This window comes from Dietzia sp. Die43, assembly GCF_024519835.1.
In the GTDB taxonomy this organism is placed as follows: Bacteria; Actinomycetota; Actinomycetes; order Mycobacteriales; family Mycobacteriaceae; genus Dietzia; species Dietzia kunjamensis.
Genome location: NZ_JALJRF010000001.1, coordinates 248,208 through 265,049 on the forward strand (window position 1 = coordinate 248,208; position 16,842 = coordinate 265,049).

Consider the following 16,842-nt stretch of genomic DNA (forward strand, 5'->3'; position numbering starts at 1 on the left):
CGGTCGCACGGCGACCACGGGTTGACGAGCATGCCGCGGGGGCAGGTCCGTTTCCAACGGATCCCGCCCCCACGACAGTGCCCTGCGACGTCAGTCGCGCGGCTTCTCGACGAGCTCGTAGGTCTCGATGATGTCACCGATCTTGATGTCGGAGTACGTCACCGTCAGACCACACTCGAAGCCCTCGCGGACCTCGGTCGCGTCGTCCTTCTCGCGACGCAGCGAGGAGATGGTCATCTCCTCCGCCACGACCTTGCCGTCCCGGATGAGCCGGGCCTTAGCGTTGCGACGCATGATGCCGTCGAGCACCATGCAACCCGCGATGTTGCCCACCTTGGAGGAGCGGAACATGTTGCGGATCTCCGCCTGGCCGAGCTTCTTCTCCTCGTAGATCGGCTTGAGCATGCCCTTGAGCGCGCTCTCGATCTCGTCGATCGCCTGGTAGATGATCGAGTAGTACCGGATGTCCACGCCCTCGCGGTTGGCCAGCTCGGTGGCCTTGCCCTCCGCCCGGACGTTGAACCCGATGATCACCGCGTCGGACGCGGCCGCCAGGTTGACGTTGGTCTCGGTGACGGCACCGACACCGCGGTCGATGACGCGCAGCTGCACCTCGTCGTCGATCTCGATCCCCAGGAGGGCCTCCTCGAGGGCCTCGACCGTACCGGAGTTGTCGCCCTTGATGATGAGGTTGAGCTGGCTCGTCTCCTTGAGATGCGAATCCAGGTCCTCGAGGCTGATCCGACGACGGCTACGGGCGGCCATCGCGTTGCGCTTGCGCGCGTTACGACGGTCGGCGATCTGCCGTGCGGTCCGATCCTCCTCGACCACCATCAGGGTGTCACCGGCGCCACAGACGCTGGTCAGGCCGATGACCTGGACCGGACGCGACGGGGTCGCCTCGGTGACGTCCTCGCCGTGCTCGTCGACCATGCGCCGGACGCGGCCGTAGGCGTCGCCGGCGACGATCGAGTCGCCGACCCGCAGCGTGCCGCGCTGGATGAGCACCGTGGCGACGGGACCGCGACCGCGGTCCAGGTGCGCCTCGATGGCGACACCCTGCGCGTCCATGTCCGGGTTCGCCCGCAGGTCGAGAGACGCGTCGGCGGTCAGGACGACCGCCTCGAGCAGCGACTCGATGTTGAGACCCTGCTTGGCGGAGATGTCGACGAACATCGTGTCGCCGCCGTACTCCTCCGGCACCAGGCCGTACTCGGTCATCTGGCCGCGGATCTTGTCGGGCTGAGCGCCCTCCTTGTCGATCTTGTTGACCGCGACCACGACCGGCACCTCTGCCGCCTGCGCGTGGTTGATCGCCTCGACCGTCTGCGGCATCACGCCGTCGTCCGCCGCGACCACGATGATCGCGATGTCCGTCGACTTCGCACCGCGGGCACGCATGGCGGTGAACGCCTCGTGACCCGGCGTATCGATGAAGGTGATCGTGCGATCCACGTCGTCGACCGGCACCGTCACCTGGTAGGCGCCGATGTGCTGGGTGATGCCACCGGCCTCACCCTCGCCGACCTTCGCCGACCGGATGCTGTCGAGCAGTCGGGTCTTGCCGTGGTCGACGTGACCCATGACCGTGACGACCGCGGGACGGATCTCGAGATCGCTCTCGTCACCCTCGTCCTCACCGAAGGAGAGGTCGAACGAATCGAGCAGCTCGCGATCCTCGTCCTCGGGGCTGACGATCTGGACCTTGAAGCCCATCTCCTCACCGAGCAACTGCAGCGTCTCCGGGGTGACCGACTGCGTGGCCGTGACCATCTCACCCAGGTTGAACAGGGCCTGGACCAGCTGCGCGGGGTTGACGTCGATCTTGTCCGCGAAATCGCTCAGCGAAGCACCCTGTGCCAGTCGCAGGACCTGCCCGCGACCGTCGGGAAGCCGGACGCCGCCGACCTCCGGGGCCCGCATCGAGTCGTATTCCTGACGCTTCTGCCGCTTCGACTTGCGACCACGACGCGGGGCGCCACCGGGACGACCGAACGCACCCGCGGCACCACCGCGGCCACGGTTGCCGCCACCGGGACGACCCCGGAAACCGCCGCCACCGGCTGCGGGGGCACCGCCGCCGCCACCGGGACGGAAACCGCCGCCACCCGGACGGCCACCGGGACCACCCGGCCGGCCGCGACCCGCGGCGGGACGTGCGACCTGTCCCGGCATCTGACCGGGGCTGGGACGCGCCGGCATGTTGCCGGGGTTGGGACGGGGACCGCCCTGGCCCGGTGCGCCCGACCGCTGCGGGGGACGGGGCCCACCCTGACCGGGTGCGCCCGGACGGGCGCCTCCGGGACGGGGACCACCCTGGCCGGGTGCCGGGCGGGGACCGCCCTGCGGACGCGGCGCGGGCGTGGTGCCGCTGGAGTACGGGTTGTTCCCGACGCGAGGCGCCTTGGGACCGGGCTTCGGCCCCGCCGCGCGCGGCCCGGGAGCCGGACGGGAGGCTGCGGCGGCCGCGCCGGGGGTCGCCCCCGGGGTCGGACGCTGGGAACCGGGCTTGGCGCCCGGAGTCGGACCGGCTTCCGGCTTGGGAGCCGGCGTGGGGGCCGCGGGCTTGGCGCCCGGAGTCGGACCGGCTTCCGGCTTGGGAGCCGGCGCGGGGGCCGCGGGCTTGGCGCCCGGGGTGGGGCCGGCCGCGGGCTTGGGAGCCGCCGAGCGCGGATCCGCGCCCGGACGGGGGCCCGGTGCCGGCTTCGAGGGTGCACCCGGCTTGGGCGCAGCGCCTCCTGCGGATTTAGACGGGGCGGGGGCGGAGTCGCCGCCTGCCGGTGCATGTGCCTCACGCAGGCGCCGGACGACCGGGGCCTCCAACGTCGAGGACGCGGACTTGACGAACTCTCCCTGATCGCGGAGTTTCGTCAGAAGTTCTTTACTGGTGATACCGAACTCTTTTGCCAGCTCGTGTACCCGGGGCTTGCCTGCCACTGCTCTCCTCACTGCGAGGTCTCCACGGCAGGGCTGGCCGCGCGACCTCGGTCTACATTCGATGGACGTTCATCGCTGGAGCTTCACGGTGTGCTCATCGTGTCTGGTCCGTTCCTTCTCTTGTGCTCCCCCTGCCGAACCGAGCGGTCGGCGGGTGATGTCGTGCCCGAGGCGTAGTGCCTCGAGTACCTCCGTGAGCGCGTCCTGGGACACGTTCCCGGCGATCCGCAGGGCCCTGGTGAAGGCCTTGCGGTCGAGCGCTGTCGTGATGCACTGCGGTTCGCGATGCACCCAGGCTCCTCGTCCGACCGCCCGTCGGCGCGGATCGGGCGAGAGAGCGGCCGTCTCCGGATCGTGAACGATCCGGAGGAGTCGGGAATCGGTGTCCCGACCCCGGCAACCGACGCAGGTCCTGACCGGACCCGCGGCCTCGGCGGTACCGAACCGCTGGTCCTTGCGTCCCTGCATCCGGCCACCTCGGTCTCTCGCCGCCCGGCCCGAGTGGACGGGTGGACGTGAAGTCACTGTGACAACTGATCAGTCTACAGACAATGCCGTGTCGACACTAACGGCGCGCCCGACCGCGTGGCGCCGGGCGGCGCAGCGCGTCACTCCGCGTCGCTGTGGATGTCGATCCGCCACTGGGTCAGGCGGTGTGCCAGACGTGCGTTCTGGCCTTCCTTGCCGATCGCCAGGGACAGCTGGTAGTCGGGGACGACGACGCGGGCCGCCCTGGTGGTGGCATCGGCGACGGTGACGGAGATCACCTTCGCCGGGGACAGGGCGTTGCCGACGAACACCGTCGGGTCGTCGTCGTAGTCGACGATGTCGATCTTCTCGTCGTTGAGCTCCGCCATGACCGCGCGCACACGGGCCCCGTTCGGTCCGATGCAGGCGCCCTTCGCGTTGAGTCCCGAGATGGTGGATTCCACCGCGATCTTCGTCCGGTGGCCCGCCTCACGCGCGATCGCCGCGATCCGCACCGAGCCGTCGTCGATCTCCGGGACCTCGAGCGCGAACAGTCCCCGGACCAGGTCCGGGTGGGTGCGGGAGAGCGAGACGGAGGCGCCGTGGGGCCCCTTGTGCACCCCGACGACGTGGCACTTGATGCGCTCCCCGTGCGTGTAGGTCTCACCCGGTACCTGCTCGGCCGGGGCGATGGTCCCCTCGGTGCCCCCGTTCTCGGGTCCGATGTGGACGACCACGATCCCACGGGCGTTGGCGCGGGAGTCGGACTGGATGACCCCACTGACCACCTCGCCCTCGCGCGCGACGAGATCACCGTAGATGCGGTCGGTCTCGGCTTCGCGCAGACGCTGCAGGATGATCTGCCGTGCCGTGGCCGCGGCCACCCGCCCGAAGTCGGAGGGGGTGGCGTCGAACTCCCCGATGCGGTTGCCGTCCTCGTCCACCTCGGCGGCCATGACGGCGACCGTGCCGGCCTTGCGGTCCAGCGCGATCCGGGCCACCCTATGCGAGCCCTCGGTCCGCTTGTAGGCGGTGAGCAGCGCGTTTTCGAGAGTGTGCACGAGGTCGTCCAGCGGGATCTCGCGCTCTCGGGACAGCATGTTCAGCGCTGCCATGTCGATGTTCAACTGTTTTCTCCTTCTCGCACGCCGTGCCCGGGGTTCTCCGGCTCGGACAACAGGTCCAGCTCCTCCTGTGGCGCTGGCCGGAACTCGACCCGGATCACGGCGCGGGCCACCCGATCCAACGCTACCGAGTCCACTCTGGTCCCCCGGCCCGCCCTGGACACGATGCGGACGGTCCCCGAGTCCTCGTCGAGGTCTCCGACCCGCCCCCGGGTCGGCCCGTCGGCGCCGTCGACGTAGAGCAGGTCGACCTGGCGTCCGCGGGCACGGGCCCAGTGACGGGGGTGCTCCAGCGGCGCGTCGACGCCCCTGCTGGTGACCTCCAGCGTGACCGGCTGGCCCGATCCCCCCCACTGCTCGGCGAGGGGGTCGAGATCGACGGAGAGTTCGGCGAGATCGTCGAGGGAGACGCCGGAGTCCCCGTCCACGACGACCGTCACGTGCCACGTGGACGAACGGGTGTCCTCCCGGAGGTCCTCGAGGTCGAGGCTGCGGTCCGAGACCGCCTTGCGTATATGGGCCCGGTCGGGCTCGGGGACGATCACTGTGCTCCTGGAGTGCGGGCTGGCGGATTCCGTTCCGGGACGCGGACGGGCCGCATCACTGTACCGCCTCGCCGCCCCCTTCTCCGACCCCTGGCAGGATGTCGGAGTGCCCCATTCCGCCCCCGTCGCCCTCTCGCGCCGTCAGTTCGCCGTCGCGGCCGCCGGAGTCGCCGGGCTCGCAGTCGCCGGCGGCTGTGCCCTGCCCACGGTCACCGACCGCCCCGATCCCTTGCTCGGCCTGCTCGAGGCCGCCGAGCGCGACGCACGGGAACTCGCGGCCGCGGACGCCTCCCACGGCGATCGGGTGGGTGCCCTGCGTCGGCTCGCCGACACCCGGAGAGTTCACGCGGAACGGCTCGCCGGGCTCGTGGACCGCCCGCAGGACGACGAGCAGCAGCCGACCCCAGTGCCGACACCGGCGCCGGTCTGCCCGCCCGCCGAGGAGGTGCGCTCGCGACTCCGCGCCGACGCGGCCGACGCCGCCGGTGCGGCCGCGGCGACCGAGGGGGCCCGCGCGGAGATCGCCGGCGCGGTCTCGGCGGCGTGCACGGCGGCGGTCGAGGTGGAACTCGCGTGAGCGCTCCGGTCGGATTGGCCGCCGAGGACGCGGCGGTCTACGGGTACGGTCTCGTCCTGTCCCGGGCGGACGGCTCCATCCGAGCCGCGGTCAGGCGTGAGCTCGCTGCTCATCGAGCCCGTCGGGACGCGGCTGAGGTGTTGTGGCCGGCATCGCCCCCCGCGCCGGTCGGATACGTCCCCGATCCGGACGCCCCCGGCGCTCCCGTCCTTCTGGCGATCCGGATCGAATCGGACTGTTGCGAGGCCTGGCGCGTCGAACTCGGCCTCGCCCGGACGCCGGAGACCCGCCGTTTCTGCGTCGACGCCCTCACCGCGGCGGCGGTGCAACTCGCACGCTGGAGAACCCTGGTCCCGGGAGCGCCGTTCGAGGCGCTACCCGGGTTCCCGCCGCCGGCCTGAGGCTCAGGGGCGTCCGGCGCCGATCAACCGGACGATCTCCTCCGCGGCACCGTCCACCGGGACCTGGGTGACCTCGCCGGTGGCGCGCTCGCGCAGCTCGACGGTGCCCTCGGACCAGCCGCGACCCACCACGACCACCCACGGCACACCGATCAGCTCGGCGTCCTTGAACTTCACTCCGGGCGAGGCCTTCCGGTCGTCGAAGAGGACCTCGAGTCGGGCGCGGTCGAACGCCTCCACCAGCGTCGCGGCTCCCGAGATCGCGGCATCGTCCTTGTTGGCGATCACCACGTGGACGTCCGCGGGCGCGGCCTCAGCGGGCCAGACCAGGCCCTTGTCGTCGGCGAACTGCTCCGCGAGTACCGCCACGAGACGCGAGACCCCGATGCCGTAGGACCCCATGGTCACCCTCGCGGGCTTGCCGTTCTCGCCCAGGACGTCGAACCCGAAGGCGTCGGTGTACTTCCGGCCCAGCTGGAAGATGTGGCCGATCTCGATCCCGCGCGCCAGGGTCAGGGTGCCGTGCCCGTCCGGTGCCGGGTCGCCCTCCCTCACCTCGGCGACCTCGATGGTGCCGTCCGGGGTGAAGTCACGGCCGCACACCAGGTCCACCACGTGCTTGCCGGGCTCGTCGGCTCCGGTGATCCACGCCGTGCCGTCGACGACCCGGGGGTCGACGAGGTAGCGGACCTCGTTCTCCTGCAGCGCGCGCGGGCCGATGTACCCCTTCACGAGGAATGGGTTGGTCTTGAAATCCGCCTCGTCGAGGATCTCGACCTCCGCCGGCTCGAGCGCGGCCTCGACCCGCTTCATGTCGACCTCGCGGTCGCCCGGTAGGCCCACCGCCAACAGCTCCCAGTCCTGACCGGGCCGACGCACCTTGAACATGACGTTCTTGAGAGTGTCCGCGGCGGTGACCTCCCGGCCGAGGTTTGCGGAGTTCGCCCAGGCGACGAGCGTGTCGATGGTCGGCGCGTCCGGGGTCTCGTGCACGACCGCCCGCGGCGAACCCTCGATCGGGAGGGCGGGCGGCGCGGGGGTGACAACGGCCTCGACGTTGGCCGCGTACTGCCCGTCGGTGGATCGGACGAACGTGTCCTCGCCGGCGGCGGAGACGGCGAGGAACTCCTCGGAGGCGGAACCACCCATCGCGCCGGAGGTGGCGGCACAGATGACGTACTCGATCCCGAGACGGTCGAAGATGCGTCGGTACGCCTCTCGGTGCGCCTGGTAGGAGCGTTCGAGTCCGGCGTCGTCGACGTCGAACGAGTACGAGTCCTTCATGACGAACTCGCGACCGCGCAGGATCCCGGCACGGGGTCGTTCCTCGTCGCGGTACTTGGTCTGGATCTGGTACAGCGTGACGGGCAGGTCCTTGTACGAGGAGTATTCGCCCTGCACGGTGAGCGTGAAGAGTTCCTCGTGGGTGGGGCCGAGCATCATGTCGTTGCCCTTGCGGTCCTTCAGCCGGAACAACGCCGGGCCGTACTCGGTCCACCGTCCGGTGGTCTCGTACGGTTCCCGCGGGAGGAGTGCGGGCAGGGTGATCTCCTGCGCGCCGAAGGCGTTCATCTCCTCGCGCACCACCTGCTCGACCCTGCGGAGGGTGCGCAGACCCAGCGGCAGCCAGGAGTACACGCCGGGAGCGACGCGGCGGACGTACCCGGCGCGGACCAGCAATTTGTGGCTGAGGACCTCGGCATCGGCCGGGTCATCGCGGAGCGTGCGCAGGAAAAGGTGGGACAGACGCGTGATCACGATGCACCAGCCTAGCCGCCCCTGCTCGCGGACCCGCCGCCCGCCGTCGGGGCTGCCGGTGGCCTCGGTACCCTGAGCCGGGTGCGAATCCTCCTGTCCCCTTCCGAGACCAAATCCGTCGGCGGGTCCGGGGAGCCGCTCGACCTGGCCGCGCTCTCGCTCCCCGAGCTCGAAGGAACCCGCCGCGCCGTCGCCGACTCCCTCGTCTCGCTGTGCTCGGGGGAGGCGGCGGCAGCTCGCGACGCGCTCGGGCTGAGTGAGAAGCTCGGCGACGAGGTGACACTGAACGCCGACCTGTGGACCTCCCCCACCGCGTCGGCGCTGAGCCGCTACACCGGCGTCCTCTTCGACGCCCTGGACCCCGCCTCGTTCACCGCGGCCACCCGGTCACGAGCGGAGTCGCGGCTGTGGATCGGCTCGGCCCTGTTCGGCCTGCTCGGTGCTACCGACCCCATTCCGCACTACCGCCTCTCCGCCGGGACGCAGTTGCCCGGACTGGGCACCCTGCGTTCGACCTGGAAGCCGGCCCTCACCGCCGCCACCGCCGGGTGGGGCGACGACCTCGTGGTGGACCTGCGCTCCGGCGGCTACCACCAGCTGGGGCCGGTCCCGGGGGCGATCACCGTCGACGTCGTCACCGACTACCCCGACGGCACGCGCAAGGTGGTCTCGCACTTCTCCAAGCATCACAAGGGTCTCCTCGCCCGTACGCTCGCCACGTCCCGGGCCGAGATGGGTGACGTCGCCTCCCTCCTCCGGGTGGCCCGTCGGGCCGGGCACACCCTCGAGCGCACCTCGGAAACCGTTCTCACCATGGTCACGGAGCCGTGAGTTCGAGTCCCGATCCCGACGCCGACGCCGACGCCGACGCCGACTCCGTCCCCGCCACGCCGCGGGTCCTTCCCTCGCACGGTTCCCGCGCGGCGTGGCGGCTGCAGGAGGAACCTGGGCTCGCCTCGTTGCCCCGTCTGTGCCTGTCGCCGGTCCAGTACTACGAGGCGCACCTCTTCGGATCGCCCTCCGCTTTCCCGCCCGGACATCGGCGCCACGACCAGGGCGTGGCCGCCGACCTCGACCTCCCCGGCGACCTGCGGGACGACATCGAGGCGTGGATCGACGAATGGAAAGAGAACTTCGTCCATCTCGGCGACCGCCCCGTCGACCAACCAGTGTGGCGCGAGGGCTTCGACGAGTTGGCCTGGCTCGACCGCGGCCACGAGCTCGCCGACCGGCTTGAGGTGAGCCTGACCGGAACGGCGGTGTTCTGCACCGCGGAGCGGTATGTCGTGTGTGAGCTGGCCGCCGATCAACTGGACTACGTCCACCCTCTGCGGGGCGACTACGTGCGCACCGAGGGCTGGCGGGCGCCGGGCAACGGACCCGACCCCGACCGCACGCCGACGATCCGGCTCATGCCCGAGTACGGCGTGACGTGGGGACTGTGGGCGGGACGGCTCCCCTACTACCAGCCTCCCCGCCTCCGGGACGGGTTCATGGACTTCGCCACGCCTCGCAGCCTTGGACTGACCTCTGATCTGGAGAGCCGGATCCTGCGATGGAATGACGACTGGCGGCGCGGATTCGCGGACTACGGGAGCAGCGTCGACGACAGCGGCGCCGCCCTCGGCCTTCTCGGCTACGGCTACGGCGTGCCCGTCTGGACCGACGGCGTCGATCCGGTCGACTGGTACCGCGAGGGACTGGCGCTCGCGCGCCGCCTGGCGGAGGAACTCCCAGGCGTGGAAGTCGAGTTGGTGGCGATCCGCAACGTCTGTTCGGCGCGGCTGGTCATGCAGGACCACACCTCGCACCTACGCGGTCAGGATCCGGCCACCTACTCGGACGTCTTCCTGTCCGAGCGGCGCCGCGTCGGTTCCTGACGGGCACGCACCACGCCCGGCGTCGGGATGCGTCAGCGGTGCCGCAGGTCCGTGGACAGCGCCTGCGGAAGCCCGGCCACGTCTCCGACCACAACGATGGCCGGGGGCCTGACCTCGTGGGTCGCCAGGGTGTCGGTGAGGGTGCCGAGGGTGCAGCGATGGGTCGACTGACCGTCGAGACTGCCGTCGACGATCACCGCGGCCGGGGTGTCCGACGAGCGGCCCCCCGCCATGAGCGACTCGGCGATCGCCGGGGAGTTCTTGACCCCCATCAGCACCACCAGCGTCCCGCGCATACGAGCGAGGGCGTCCCAGTCGATGAGGGAGCCCGGGTGTCCGGGCGGGAGGTGCCCGGACACGACCGTCAGTTCGTGTGTCATCCCGCGGTTGGTCACGGGAATCCCCGCGAGGGCCGGGACCGCGAGGGCGCTGGAGACGCCCGGCACGACCGTGCAGGGCACTCCCGCCTCCGCGCACGCCTGCGCCTCCTCGTAGCCACGCCCGTAGAGGAACGGGTCCCCGCCCTTGAGGCGGACCACGAACTTGCCGGCTCGTGCCCGGTCCACCAGCACCTCGTTGATCGCGTCCTGCGCCATGGCCCGCCCGTAGGGGATCTTGGCCGCATCGACGATCTCGACGTCCGCCCGCAGCTCGGCCAGTGGGCGCTGGGGGGCGAGACGGTCGGCCACGACCACATCGGCGCGGGCGAGCAGTCGACGTCCACGCACCGTCATGAGGTCGTCGGCCCCCGGCCCGCCTCCGACCAACGCGACCGTGCCGCGGAGCGCCTCGTCGACCTCGGGTGCCTCCGCCCCCGCGTCGCTGAGGGCCCGCGCGACCACGTCCCGGGCCCCGGCGGTACGCGCGCGGTCGCCGGTGAGAACTGCGACGAGCATCTCGCCCCTGCGGACCACCGCCGGGGTCACCGCGGAACCCGACGTCACGGCGTCAGCCCGGACGCAGAAGGTGCGGTTCTGCTCGGCCTCGGCCGCGACCCGGGCGTTGACCAGAGAGTTCCTCGTCGCGGCGACCACGTACCACGCACCCTCGAGATCGCCTGATTCGTACTCTCGTGGCTCCCACCAGATGCGCCCGGCGTCTACGAGGCCCTGGAGCGTGGGCGTGACGTCGGGGCTCACGAGGTGCACGACCGCACCCGCCTCGAGCAGCACGGGGATGCGTCGTTGCGCCACGGACCCTCCGCCGATCACCACGACACGACGGCCTTCGAGGTCCAGACCGACGGGGTACGGGTTCACAGGCCGGATCATGCTGCTGATCCTATCCGCCCCCGGCTCCACCCCAGGCCCCGGCCTGCGGCCCGTGACACGACTCACCCCCCGGCCACCACGTCGGGCGACCGGGGGATGAGGAATGGTGCGTGGGGGCGGATCAGCGCCGTTCCGTCAGGCCTTCTGGTCGAGCTTCAGGGTGCGGGTCGAGCGCTCGAACTGCTCGCTGAACAGGGTCGGCTCCTCGGCGAGGTCCCGGCCGAGCGAGGGGATCATCTCCGCGAGGGCCGGGGTCCAGTCCGCGAACCGGCTCGGGAAGCAGCGCTTGAGCACGTCGACCATGGCATCCACCGCGGTGGAGGCGCCCGGGGAGGCTCCGAGCAGACCCGCGATGGACCCGTCCGCTGCGTTGACCACGGCGGTGCCGAACTCGAGGGTTCCGCCCCGGCCGCTGGGCTTGATCACCTGGACACGCTGGCCGGCGATGACCTTCTCCCACTCCCCGTCCTGCGCCGAGGGCACGAAGTCGCGCAGTGCGTCGACCCGGGCACCGTGGTTCTTCGCGAGTTCGGTGATGAGGTACTTGACCAGGCTCATCTCGGTGAGGCCGATATTGGCCATGGGCAGCAGGTTCCCGGCCCGGATGCTCGACGGCAGGTCGAGGAAACTGCCCATCTTGAGGAACTTGGGGGTCCACCCGGCGAACGGCCCGAACAGCAGACCCTTCTTGCCGTCGATGACGCGGGTGTCCAGGTGCGGCACCGACATGGGCGGCGCGCCCACGGAGGCCTGGCTGTAGACCTTCGCCTGGTGCTGCTCGATGAGCTCGGGGTTGGTGCAGCGCAGCCACTGGCCGCCCACTGGGAAGCCGCCGATGCCCTTGATCTCGGGGATGCCGGACTTCTGGAGCAGGTGCAGGGCACCGCCACCCGCGCCGACGAACACGAACTTGGCGTCGACGGTGCGTTCGTCACCGGTGTGCCGGTTGGTCACGGTCAGCCGCCAGCTGCCGTCACTGTTGCGCTCGAGGTCCTTGACCTGGTTCTGGTAGTGCACCTCGGTGCCCGTGCGGGTGAGGTACTTGATGAGCTGCCGGGTGAGCGCACCGAAGTTGACGTCGGTGCCGTTCGAGAAGTGGCTCAGGGCGAAGGGCTGCTCGGGCGAGCGACCGCGGGCCATGAGCGGAACGAGCCGCTCCAGCTCGGAGAAGTCGGTGGTGTGACCCATTCCCGGGAAGAGCGGGTGCCCGGCGAGCTTGTCGTAACGCTTCCGGAGGTAGTCCTGACCGTCCTTGCCCGCCACGAAGCTCATGTGCGGGACGGGGCGGATCCACTCGGTGGGGTCGCCGAGGATGGTGTTCTCGACCGCGTACGACCAGAACTGCCGGGAGACCTGGAACTTCTCGTTGACGCTGACGGCCTTGGTGATGTCGACGTCGCCGTCGGCGGTCTTGGGCGAGTAGTTGAGCTCGCACAAGGCGGAGTGCCCGGTGCCGGCGTTGTTCCAGGCGTCGGAGGATTCCAGTGCGGGCCCCTCGAGCCGTTCGAACACCTGGATGTCCCAGTCCGGTTGGAGCCGCCGCAGCAGGGCACCCAGAGTCGCGCTCATGGTGCCCGCGCCGATGAGCGCCACATCCGTCGTTCCGTGCTTTGCCACCTGGTCTGAAGTCACCGGCTACCCTCGCTCATTGGTCGTGGACCCGAATCTCTCGTCGACGCGGGTCGTCCCGACAGGCCCGCGCCCACAGGGTTGTCAGACTACTCACCGCGCCGGGCGTGGGACACACCGGACTAGGGTGGTCGTCGTGTCGACGCCCTCTCCAGATCCCGGCGCCCCCGACGGATCCGACCCGCAGTGGACCCCGGATCTGCTGGGGCCGTCGTACACACGGCGCGACCTGCCTCTCGGTGCCGATCCCGACGGTGAGGGTGAGATCTCCGCGACCCTCGTCCGCCACGAGGACGCACCGGCCGAGCCCACCGGCGTCGTCCTGGTCGTCCACGGCCTGTCGGACTACTTCTTCCACACCCATCTCGCCGAGTTCCTCGCGTCGAGCGGGTTCGCGACCTACGGGATCGACCTGCGCAAATGTGGCCGGTCCCGGAGGGAAGGTCTGACACCGCACTTCACCACCGACCTGGAGAGGTACGACGACGAGCTGGATCAGGCTCTCGCCGTGATCGTCTCCGAGCACCCGGGAACGCCGGTCCTCGTGGCCGCCCACTCGACCGGGGGGCTGGTGGTGCCGTTGTGGCTGGGCAGGCGTCGCGACAGGGGCGCTCTCGCCCCCGTCGTGGGGGTGGTGCTGAACTCCCCGTGGTTCCAGCTCGACGTCCCGGAGCGCGCCCGCCCCGTGCTGGACCCCGTCATCCGTACGCTCGGATCCCTCCGGCCCTTCTACCGACTGCCGCTACCCACCTCGGACCGGTATGTGATCAGCACGCACGTCGACCACGACGGTGACTACCACTTCGACACCACGCTCAAGCCCCCCGGCGGGGTGGGTGTCCGGGCGGGGTGGCTGGCCGCGGTCCGGCGCGCCCAGAAGCGGCTACAGTCCGGGGTCGACCTACCGCTCCCGGTTCTGTTGCTCCGCTCGACGGCGTCGTCTGTCGGGGCCCGCCCACGGGGCGCCGTGCTCGACGTGGACACCGATCTGATCCTGGACGTCCGGTCGATGGAGCGCTTCGCCGACCGTGTCTCCCGTGACGTCACCGACGTCCCCGTACCGGGTGCCCGGCACGACGTCTTCCTCTCCCGCGCCGACGTCCTCGAGGTGGTCTTCGACCATCTCGGGCGCTGGCTGGACCAGACCCTGTCCTCACACACCAAGGAGTCCTGAACCCCATGACCCAGACCCCCTCCCGCCACTTCGACCTGGTCGTCATCGGCACGGGCAGCGGCAACTCGCTGATCGACGAATCATTCGCCGACAAGTCCGTGGCGATCTGCGAGAAGGGGACGTTCGGTGGCACCTGCCTCAACGTCGGCTGCATCCCCACCAAGATGTTCGTCTACGCCGCCGACACGGCCACCTCGATCCGGCACTCGTCCGCCTACGGTGTCGATTCGACGCTGGACGGGGTCCGGTGGCCGGACATCGTCTCGCGGGTCTTCGACCGGCGGATCGACCCGATCGCGTCGAGCGGGGAGGACTACCGGCGCAACCGTTGCGACAACGTCACGGTGTTCGACGGACACGCGACCTTCGTCGGCCCGCGCACCATCGACACGGGGACCGGCGAGATCATCACCGCGGACTCCGTCGTGATCGCCGCTGGGGCACGGCCGTCGATCCCCGAGATCGTCACCGGGGCCGGCGTCGCCTACCACACCAGCGACGACGTCATGCGGATCCCCGAATTGCCGAAATCCATGGTCATCCAGGGCTCAGGATTCAGCGCCTGCGAGTTCGCCCACGTGTTCTCCGCGCTGGGCGTCGAGGTCACCGTGATCGGCCGGTCGGACGTACTGCTCAAGCACCTCGACCGCGAACTCGCCGAGCGGTTCACGGACGCCGCCCGGGGACGGTGGGACGTCCGCCTCGGCCAGCACGTCACCTCGATGACCGCGACCGGTGACGACCGCCGGGGCGTGGAGATCACCTTCGAGGACGGGTCGACCTGTGCAGGCGACGCGCTGCTGGTCGCCACGGGTCGGACCCCGAACGGGGACCTGCTCGGTCTGGACGCGGCCGGGGTGGAGATGGACGGCGAGCGGGTCCGCGTGGACGAGTTCGGCCGCACCACGGCGGAGGGCGTCTGGGCGCTGGGCGACGTGAGCTCGCCGTTCCAGCTCAAGCACGTGGCCAACCACGAGCAGCGGGTGTTGGGCCACAACCTCAACCACCCGGAGAACCTGCAGCCGTTCCACCACAGTCACGTGCCGTACGCGGTGTTCAGCTGGCCACAGATCGCGTCGGTCGGGCTGACGGAAGCAGAGGCCCGCGCGGCCGGGTACGACGTGACCGTGAAGACCCAGGACTACGGCGACGTGGCGTACGGATGGGCGATGGAGGACTCGGTCGGGTGCTGCAAGCTCATCGCCGACCGCGCCACCGGGTTGCTCCTGGGCGCCCACCTCATGGGCGCCCACGCCCCGTCTCTCGTGCAGATCCTCATCCAGGCCATGGAGTTCGAGATCACGGTGCCGGACCTCGCGCGCAAGCAGTACTGGATCCACCCGGCGATGGCCGAGGTCGTCGAGAACGCATTGCTGGGTCTGGACTTCCCGGACCGCGGCTTCTAGCTACCGGACGATGCCGGAAGGCAGACGACCGGGGGCGACGTCGGTGGGCCGACGATCGGGGGCGGGGCCGCGAGTCGCGTGACACCCGCTCCCCGCCGGCCTCAGGCGAGGACGAACTCGTCCGGATCGACGGTGCGGACCTGCTCCCGATACCGGAAGGTGAACGTCGGCCACTGCAGGGAGTTGCGTCCCCGCGAGTCGATGTACCAGCTCGAGCAGCCGCCCTGGTTCCACACCGTGTGCGCCAGTTCGCGGTCCATCCGGGCGGCGTAGGACTCCTCCACCTCCGGACGGACCTCGATGGTGCGTCGGGCCTCCCGCCCGGCGAGGTCGAGCAACCGCAGTACGTGATCCGCCTGGGACTCGAGCATGTACACGATCGACGAGTGCCCCAGGTTGGTGTTGGGGCCGTACAGCAGGAACAGGTTGGGGAACCCCGCAACGGTGATGCCGTTGTGCGCTCGCGGACTGCCGTCCCAGTGCTCGGCGAGGGTGCGCCCGTCCGCGCCGGTGATCACGCGAGAGATGGGCGGCTCGGTCGGCTGGAAGCCCGTACCGAAGATGATGACGTCCGCCGGATGCTCCGTGCCGTCGTCGGCCACGAGCCCGCGCGGGGTGACAGCCGACGCCGCGCCGGACACCAGGGTCACGTCGGACCGGGTGAGGGCGGGGAGCCAGTTGCTGGTGAGCAACACCCGTTTGCACCCGATCGAGAAATGGGGGGTGAGCGCGCGGCGCATCCTGCGGTCCCGCACCTTGAGGAAGAGGTAGAACCGTGCGAACCATTCGAAGAACCGCAGCAGGAACTGCGCCCGCGTGAACACCACGACGTAGAGCTCACGACCCAGATAGATCCGCCCCCGGACCAGCCGCTGTACCAACGGGAAGCGTCGGTAGAGCCGCTGACGGCGTCCGGAGATCGATCGGTCCAGCCTGGGCAGGATCCAGCCAGGGGTCCGCTGGAAGACCGTGACGTGCTCGGCGGGCCCGGCGATCTCGGGGACGAACTGGACCGCGGAGGCCCCCGTCCCGACGACGGCGACCCTCCGGCCCTCGAGCGCGATGTCGTGGCGCCACCTCGCGGAGTGGAACACCTGGCCCTCGAACGACTCCAGACCGGGTAGCCGGGGGATCGAGGGGGCGGACAGCGCCCCCGAGGCCACCACGAGATCGCGCGCCCGGATCCGCCCGCGGCTCGTGTCGACGACCCAGTGCGCCGACTCGGTGTCCCACACCGCCGCGGTCACCTCGCAGGAGGTGACGAGTCGGTCACGGAGACCGATGCGGTCCGTCACGGACTCGAGATAGGCCCGGATCTCCGGTTGCCTCCCGAACGAGTGGGACCACCCGGGGTGGGCGTGTCGGGACAGCGAGTACAGGGCGGTGGGGACGTCGCAGGCGCACCCCGGGTAGGTGTTGTCGCGCCAGGTGCCCCCCCACCGAGTCCGCGGCCTCCAGGACGAGGAAGTCCCGGCCACGCCCCTCCCCCAACAGACGATCGGCCATGGCGATGCCGCCGAAGCCGGCGCCCACCACCACCAGGTCGATCTGCTCCACGGGTCCACGAGGGGTATTGATCATGGTGGACAGTATGCCCCGGATTGTCCACGACCGAGGGGCACATCAGGACGATCGTCCACAAACTCTTCCCGACCGGCCGGGTGCGCCCGCG

13 protein-coding genes and 1 pseudogene are annotated in these 16,842 nt (G+C 70.4%); 6 read left to right on the top strand and 8 right to left on the bottom strand.

The features are described 5' to 3' along the window. Positions 1-90: 90 nt before the first annotated feature. The 4 genes from infB to rimP form a co-directional block, all read right to left on the bottom strand. The gene (infB, locus tag NR111_RS01175; protein WP_096905340.1) at positions 91-2,937 is read right to left on the bottom strand and encodes a translation initiation factor IF-2; all 2,847 of its coding nucleotides are present in this window, start codon (positions 2,935-2,937) and stop codon (positions 91-93) included. Between the two features lie 69 nt (positions 2,938-3,006). Continuing rightward, complete coding sequence (locus NR111_RS01180; RefSeq protein ID WP_082923981.1) at positions 3,007-3,405, bottom strand: YlxR family protein; 399 nt, start codon at positions 3,403-3,405, stop codon at positions 3,007-3,009. 140 nt (positions 3,406-3,545) lie between these two features. Further along, positions 3,546-4,532 carry a transcription termination factor NusA gene (gene nusA, locus NR111_RS01185; RefSeq protein ID WP_069389518.1) on the bottom strand — a complete coding sequence of 329 codons (987 nt, stop codon included), beginning with the start codon at positions 4,530-4,532 and terminating at the stop codon, positions 3,546-3,548. Then, positions 4,529-5,074, bottom strand: a complete 546-nt coding sequence (gene rimP / locus NR111_RS01190) for a ribosome maturation factor RimP (protein ID WP_067717678.1) — start codon at positions 5,072-5,074, stop codon at positions 4,529-4,531. Before rimP ends, nusA begins: the two co-directional genes overlap by 4 nt. 106 nt (positions 5,075-5,180) lie before the next feature. Between rimP and NR111_RS01195 the strand changes: the two genes are divergently transcribed. After that, complete coding sequence (locus NR111_RS01195) at positions 5,181-5,651, top strand: hypothetical protein (RefSeq protein ID WP_143337679.1); 471 nt, start codon at positions 5,181-5,183, stop codon at positions 5,649-5,651. Next, positions 5,648-6,052, top strand: coding sequence for a DUF4439 domain-containing protein (locus tag NR111_RS01200; protein ID WP_082923979.1), 405 nt, complete (start codon positions 5,648-5,650; stop codon positions 6,050-6,052). Before NR111_RS01195 ends, NR111_RS01200 begins: the two co-directional genes overlap by 4 nt. Before the next feature lie 3 nt (positions 6,053-6,055). Here the strand turns inward: NR111_RS01200 and NR111_RS01205 are convergent, their stop codons facing one another. Then, positions 6,056-7,810: a proline--tRNA ligase gene (locus tag NR111_RS01205; protein WP_067717670.1), complete on the bottom strand. Its 1,755-nt coding sequence runs from the start codon at positions 7,808-7,810 to the stop codon at positions 6,056-6,058. Positions 7,811-7,891: 81 nt separating this feature from the next. Between NR111_RS01205 and NR111_RS01210 the strand changes: the two genes are divergently transcribed. Both NR111_RS01210 and NR111_RS01215 read left to right on the top strand, forming a co-directional pair. Further along, positions 7,892-8,641, top strand: coding sequence for a YaaA family protein (locus tag NR111_RS01210; protein ID WP_120283463.1), 750 nt, complete (start codon positions 7,892-7,894; stop codon positions 8,639-8,641). After that, positions 8,638-9,690 (top strand): hypothetical protein, encoded by a 1,053-nt coding sequence (locus tag NR111_RS01215; protein ID WP_256819502.1) that lies wholly within the window; start codon positions 8,638-8,640, stop codon positions 9,688-9,690. Before NR111_RS01210 ends, NR111_RS01215 begins: the two co-directional genes overlap by 4 nt. Before the next feature lie 32 nt (positions 9,691-9,722). Here the strand turns inward: NR111_RS01215 and cobA are convergent, their stop codons facing one another. Together cobA and mqo are read right to left on the bottom strand one after the other, a co-directional pair. Then, positions 9,723-10,961 carry a uroporphyrinogen-III C-methyltransferase gene (gene cobA, locus NR111_RS01220; protein ID WP_256819504.1) on the bottom strand — a complete coding sequence of 413 codons (1,239 nt, stop codon included), beginning with the start codon at positions 10,959-10,961 and terminating at the stop codon, positions 9,723-9,725. 135 nt (positions 10,962-11,096) lie between these two features. Further along, positions 11,097-12,593, bottom strand: coding sequence for a malate dehydrogenase (quinone) (gene mqo, locus NR111_RS01225; RefSeq protein WP_256819506.1), 1,497 nt, complete (start codon positions 12,591-12,593; stop codon positions 11,097-11,099). 133 nt (positions 12,594-12,726) lie between these two features. Between mqo and NR111_RS01230 the strand changes: the two genes are divergently transcribed. Both NR111_RS01230 and mtr read left to right on the top strand, forming a co-directional pair. Then, the gene (locus NR111_RS01230; RefSeq protein WP_256819507.1) at positions 12,727-13,764 is read left to right on the top strand and encodes an alpha/beta hydrolase; all 1,038 of its coding nucleotides are present in this window, start codon (positions 12,727-12,729) and stop codon (positions 13,762-13,764) included. Between the two features lie 5 nt (positions 13,765-13,769). Further along, a complete protein-coding gene (gene mtr, locus NR111_RS01235) occupies positions 13,770-15,170 on the top strand; it encodes a mycothione reductase (protein WP_256819510.1) in 1,401 nt (466 codons plus the stop codon). A 101-nt stretch (positions 15,171-15,271) separates the two neighbouring features. Here mtr and NR111_RS01240 read toward each other — a convergent pair. Then, a pseudogene (locus NR111_RS01240) lies at positions 15,272-16,751 on the bottom strand (flavin-containing monooxygenase). Positions 16,752-16,842 lie beyond the last annotated feature (91 nt).